The organism is Phormidium pseudopriestleyi FRX01, from assembly GCF_017313335.1.
GTDB lineage: Bacteria > Cyanobacteriota > Cyanobacteriia > Cyanobacteriales > Laspinemataceae > Laspinema > Laspinema pseudopriestleyi.
This window is the reverse complement of record NZ_JAFLQW010000481.1, coordinates 1-5,917: the sequence shown is the minus strand read 5'-3', so window position 1 is coordinate 5,917 and position 5,917 is coordinate 1. Positions and strand designations below refer to the sequence as shown.

The following is a 5,917-nucleotide window of genomic DNA, read 5'->3' as shown; positions in this document are numbered from 1 at the left end:
CTGGAACGCACTCAAACTGAAGGAATTGGCGCGAAGGAACACATGATTGAGGCCAACCTCCGTCTCGTGGTTTCGGTGGCCAAGAAGTATCAAAACCGAGGGTTAGAGCTTTTGGATTTAGTCCAAGAAGGGACCCTGGGTTTAGAACGGGCGGTGGATAAGTTCGATCCGACCAAGGGGTATCGGTTTAGCACCTATGCATACTGGTGGATTCGTCAAGGGATTACCCGGGCGATCGCCACCCAAAGTCGCACCATTCGCTTGCCGGTTCATATTACCGAAAAGCTCAATAAAATTAAAAAAGCCCAGCGCAAGATCTCCCAAGAAAAAGGCCGAACTGCCAGCATCGAAGATGTTGCCAAGGAATTAGAGATGACTCCGGCGCAAGTCCGGGAAGTTTTATTACGAGTTCCTCGGTCTGTGTCCTTGGAAACCAAGGTGGGCAAGGAAAAAGATACGGAACTGGGAGATTTACTCGAAACCGATGATATCTCTCCGGAAGAAAAGTTGATGCAAGAAGCCTTGCATCGGGAGTTACATCACCTCCTGGCGGATTTAACCAGTCGGGAACGGGATGTGATTGGGATGCGGTTTGGATTGACGGATGGACATCCCTACTCCTTAGCAGAAATTGGTCGTGCTCTGGACCTGTCGCGGGAACGAGTCCGTCAAATTGAGTCCAAGGCCCTGCAAAAGTTGCGGCAGCCGAAGCGACGCAACCGCGTCCGAGATTATCTGGAATTGTTGAGTTAGAGGGAAACGCTCATCGCTTCAGGGGAGTTTTTGGACTCCCAGTGAGCAATGGCGCGATCGCCTCATCAGTCAGGGTGGTTGGTGGAATCTCAAATAACTTTATCCCCCGTGACTGCTATCACAAGGGGGACTATCTACTGCTTAATATTGCGATCGCCTTTCTTCAGTCTGGAAGGCGATTTTTGCGCGGGGGGGGACCAGCTCAGAATAAGGAAGTTGTGGCCGGTTTGAAATTGTTACAAAACTTAACATTCTGACCGCGAAAAATTCCTAGACTGCGCTCAGAGTGGGGATTTTGTACCCGGTGTCTCAACAACTAACCCGGTTCACTTACAATGGCCCCTCATTCCCCCGGTCCGCTTCAACAATTCCAGAATGCTTACCCCTTATGACGTTGAGGGATTAGAGACTCGCCGATTGAGTTGGTGCTAATAATTCTCAATAAGCCAGCTTTGTTGCAAATTCTCAATTTATTGTGTATCCTTCTCAATAAAGAGGGTTTCTTGAGAAGAGAAAAAGATTGCTATGTCTTTCTACACAGCGTCCTCGCTTAAAGCTGAATTAAACGAACGGGGTTGGCGCTTAACCCCGCAACGAGAAACGATTTTACAAGTGTTTCAAAACCTTCCGAAAGGTGAGCATCTGAGTGCTGAAGACCTCTACGAACTTTTGCAAGAGGAAGGAGAGGGAATCAGTTTGTCTACCATCTATCGCACGGTCAAATTAATGGCGAGGATGGGAATTTTACGCGAATTAGAGTTAGCAGAAGGCCACAAACATTATGAAATTAATCAACCCTATCCTCACCATCATCACCATTTAATTTGTGTCAGATGTAACAAAACCATTGAATTTAAAAGCGACTCTATCTTAAAAGTTGGAGTTAAAACCACCACCAAAGAAGGATACCATCTGCTCGATTGTCAACTCACCATCCATGCGGTTTGTCCTACTTGCCAGCGGGCATTAGTGCCAATTTAGGGGCAGAACTTAACACTTCTACCCCCAAAACTGCTAACTAGAAATAAGCCACGCGAGTATCGATTAGCCCACGTTGTTTTAAAAGTTTCGCGCGGTTTTCAGCCACCTCCCGGCGCAGATAGGAACCGGCATGAATGTAATTACCTAATCGGTTCTCGGCCTCAAACGCATCGGGAAAAATTTCACGGATAGCACTGAGGGCCAAAGTATTGCGTTTAGGAATTACAACGACATAAAACTTGCGATCCAAAGCTTGGCGAGTGTCAGCACTCGCAACCCCAGTGGGAACTAACCCAAAACTTAATTGAAACTGTTTGAGGGCTTCTTCCGTGCGGGGGCCAAAGATGCCATCGGCGGTCCCGATCGCATAGCCTGCTGTAATTAACCGTTCTTGAAGAGATTTCACCGCAATACCGCGATCGCCTAGCTTCAACATCCCAGTCGAGTTTCCGGTGGCGACTGGCGTTACAGGTTGCCCGAGTTGAGTCGCCGGAATCCGAGCTAATTGTCGGTCTAAGACCCCACGAGTCGTCGGTCCCACCCGTCCCGTCTGCTGGATATTAAATGCCTGTTGGAAGCGCAAAACCGCCTGTTGTGTCTCACCATCAAACTGAGCTGTAGCGGCACGATTCAAATACCCTAATTGTCGTAACTGGTCCTGGAGGGCGCTCACCTGTAGACCCGAGTCTCCAAAACCAAGCTCTTGATTGCTCGTTCCCACCTGTGTAACTTGACCAAACGTTGGATCCGGTCGTAATAATCGCTCGATCGCCGTTAACGTCTGAGGATCAACTCTCCCTGTCACCGGCAGGCTATTATCACGCTGAAAACGCCTCACCGCGTCCTCGGTGATCTCACCATACAAGCTAGTTGGCTCCGCATTAAAATAGCCTAACTGTTGTAAGCGCACTTGGATCGAGCGCACCGCTTCACTCTGATCCCCCCGTTGGTAGGCCAAAACCTGAGTTGCCATACTCAGGAGTGCGACAGTCAGGGCCACAGAGAACCAGCGAATCAACCCCGCACTAGAGAATTTTTTCCCCTTGAATTCTGCAAAAAATTTTCTCACCCCTGGAACCAGAGGTTCTAAGGGGGCGGGAGGAGCATCATAAACGAGGAATAATTGAAGATAGGCAAAAGTTTCCATAGTGGTGTCGTTAAGGTGGAGTCAAAATACATCTGCAACTGTTATAGCAGCTTTTATCGACACCCGGTAATTTCCATACCCCATTCCACCCTGATTTAACAAGGGATTGATGCCGGAACATTTACCCCCTTCCTCCTGGGGATAGCAGTCCCGACCGATCGCCACTTTTCCCTTCTGTAAGATTCTTGAATATTCTCTCGATAAGGGATGTTAAATAACAGCAATTATAACCCTTGAATTTGCCCTTGAATTTGACACCCTAAGCTCATGCTTAAGCTACAATCATCCCTGAATTTATCAATTTTTCCAAGCAGGTAAGCGCACACTAAAGACGCTACCTTTGCCTAGGACTGACTGGACATCAATCGTTCCATTATGGGCTTCGGTAATTCGTTTACACAGGTGCAGACCCAAACCGCTCCCCGATCGCTTATGCTTGCCGGGAAGAAACCTTTCAAATAATAGAGTTTGCTCCGCCTCGCTAATCCCAGCGCCGTTATCAGCTACCGCGATCTCAATCCAGTTAGGACCCCCTGTATTTTTACGAGTCTCATCTTCCGTGATGTGAATCTCGATTATCCCATTGTCGGTAAACTTGATCGCATTACCCACTAAATTAGTCAGAAGGCGACGCAATTCTAGGCGATCGCCCCGGACCAAACCCGAAGTTTTGCCGGTTCCATTCACCGCCGTACCATACTTGATCTTAATTTCGGTTTCTTTCTCCTGGGCCATCGGCACCAGTTCCTCGATAATTTCCTGAATCAATTGAGGCATATCCACCAATGAGAAATTCAGATTTTTCCGATCCGCTTCGTAACGATACACCTCCAGCAACGTATTCACCATCTTCAACAGATTTTGGTTACTCCGCACCATCGTGGTGAAGACTTCTTCCATCTGAGGTGTAATCGGTCCGAGGGCTTCTTGTTTAAGCAGGGTCAACATTCGATCCGCCGCGACTAATGGAGTTCGCAAATCATGGGTGAGCCTTGATACGAAATCCTCTCGCTGACGGGCGATTTCATCCCGCTCGTCTTCACTATGCTTGAGGCGCAACAAACTCCGCACCCGCGCTAAGAGTTCATCGAGTTCGACTGGTTTGCGGATAAAATCATCGGCCCCTAGATCTAATCCTTCAACCACACTGGGTTGATCGTGAGCCGTGATCAGCAAAATGGGGATAAAGGGCAGCTTTTTGTTGTCACGAATCCGTCGGGTGACTTCATAGCCATCCATTCCCGGCATCATAATATCCAGCAATACTAAGTCGGGCGGTGATTCATCAATTTGTGCTAAAGCGACATAGCCGCTATCCGCCTGAGTGATGTCATATCCCTCTTCTTCCAAAATCGTCTTGACGAGCAAGACATTATCAGGAGAGTCATCGACAACCAGGATGCGGTCTGTTGTTTGGTTTTGAGGCAAGGAGGGATCGCTCATTTATCTATAAAAATTTGGACTTGGCTCAAAAAAGCAGTTTGGGTGGTAAAGAGATTGTCTCACCCTAACGCTTTTGATGTTCTCGCTCTTTAGATGGATTTTATCGGATTTTGCTTAGGGTATGGGGTTGGCTAATGGATATTTCTTGGTTTTGCTTTGGATTTTGAGCGTTTGATAGTGGGCTAATCGTGGAAAGAACTGTTGCTACCTCTAGTTCTATGCAATGTCTGGAATTCCCGAGTGCCTAAAATTTGGGTCCGAACTTTTTGGGCGTCCGGCGATCGCACTCAATCCCGAATTGTCCCCAGGAGGTCCCCACCCTTCCGAACCCGCGTAATTTTCTCCAAGTAAAGAAATAATCGGCTGTGGGGGAGACTTTCGGGTTCAGAACCCAGGGTAATCCGGGGCCAGCAATGCTGGGAATGAAACAATGGCGATCGGTTCTAGTTTTTATATCCAATGAAATAATTTAGGGAAAAATTATCAACGTGGGTTCTGTCTCGGGATAGATGACAGAATTTTTAAGGGTTAAATTTTGCGTAAATTGCGAGGAATAATGACTGAAAATCTGTCTATAGATATAAAAATGTTAAATGACCAAAAGTGTCGTTTATCAAAAGATAGATTGACACTTAACCTAAAGTTTTGTAACAATAAGTTTGTGACCAGTTGATAGATAGAAAGAGAATATTCTTTATGACCGCTTCCAACTTGACAGGAAAAAGCCAAATTCGTTCCCAAAAAACTCAAAACCTGGTTAATGATTTTGAAAAATTGAGTACCGATGACAAATTGGCTTTACTCTATTGGATTTACGAGAAAATGGGAGATTCCATTACTCCAGCCGCGCCCGGGGCAGCCGAACCCAACATTGCACCGATGCTGATGGATGACTACTACAACCTCTCTGAGGATGAGCAGCTTCAGATCATGCGGGATATTGTGGAGCGGAAAGATACGGTTTATTCCCATGCTTATGGGGCTTTATCCGCTAATAATCAATTAGTCGCCTGGTATGCCTGGGCAGTGGGAATGGGCGATCGCATTGTAGATATGCCGAACGATTACAAATCTACCCCGGAAACCGATAGCCTTCTGTCTCAGATAGAAAAGGCAGAATTCGAGGAGCAAATTTCGATTTTACGAGAAATTGCTGGGGGAATGGGCTACGATGCCGTGGGAGAAATGCCCAGCCAAGCTCAAACGGGTGTAACCCCCAGCTTATAATTTCAATGCTCGACCATAAACTTTGTAGGGATGCACTGCGGTGCGTCCTTACAATTTGTCTATTTTCCTCGGGATATAAAAGCCTCAAGAGGGTTTGGAGACCAAACCCCTACATTAGATCAGAGGGTTTGGAGACCAAACCCCTACATTAGATCAGAGGGTTTGAAGACCAAACCCCTACATGAAACAACGATTTTTCGTCATTAAATTTACCACCTTGACAGTGCTAGGGTTAACCCCCCACTTTCAAAGGTAACATCTGTATAAATCTGCCCCACAAAAATGAATCGGACACTTTTCAAAAGAAGCGAGAGGCAGAAAGCTCCTTACTACTAATTGGGAGATTTCTGGCTCCCCCTCCTCAAT

General features: G+C 46.9%; 6 protein-coding genes. 3 read left to right on the top strand and 3 right to left on the bottom strand.

The genetic code is table 11. The features are described from left to right. The coding region (locus J0895_RS18400; protein ID WP_207089462.1) for a sigma-70 family RNA polymerase sigma factor at positions 1–753 on the top strand (753 nt) is incomplete at its 5' end. 525 nt (positions 754–1,278) lie between these two features. Beyond that, positions 1,279–1,734: a Fur family transcriptional regulator gene (locus tag J0895_RS18395; RefSeq protein WP_207089461.1), complete on the top strand. Its 456-nt coding sequence runs from the start codon at positions 1,279–1,281 to the stop codon at positions 1,732–1,734. 37 nt (positions 1,735–1,771) lie between these two features. On the opposite strand, the gene J0895_RS18390 is transcribed toward J0895_RS18395, so the two are convergent. From J0895_RS18390 to J0895_RS18380, 3 genes are all read right to left on the bottom strand, one after another. After that, complete coding sequence (locus tag J0895_RS18390) at positions 1,772–2,881, bottom strand: peptidoglycan-binding domain-containing protein (RefSeq protein ID WP_207089460.1); 1,110 nt, start codon at positions 2,879–2,881, stop codon at positions 1,772–1,774. A gap of 297 nt (positions 2,882–3,178) precedes the next feature. Then, positions 3,179–4,324, bottom strand: a complete 1,146-nt coding sequence (locus tag J0895_RS18385; protein ID WP_207089459.1) for a hybrid sensor histidine kinase/response regulator — start codon at positions 4,322–4,324, stop codon at positions 3,179–3,181. A 244-nt stretch (positions 4,325–4,568) separates the two neighbouring features. Beyond that, positions 4,569–4,784, bottom strand: coding sequence for a hypothetical protein (locus J0895_RS18380; protein WP_207089458.1), 216 nt, complete (start codon positions 4,782–4,784; stop codon positions 4,569–4,571). 236 nt (positions 4,785–5,020) lie between these two features. Here J0895_RS18380 and J0895_RS18375 point away from each other — a divergent pair, with 236 nt between their 5' ends. Beyond that, complete coding sequence (locus J0895_RS18375) at positions 5,021–5,551, top strand: orange carotenoid protein N-terminal domain-containing protein (protein WP_207089457.1); 531 nt, start codon at positions 5,021–5,023, stop codon at positions 5,549–5,551. The last annotated feature ends 366 nt before the right edge of the window (positions 5,552–5,917 follow it).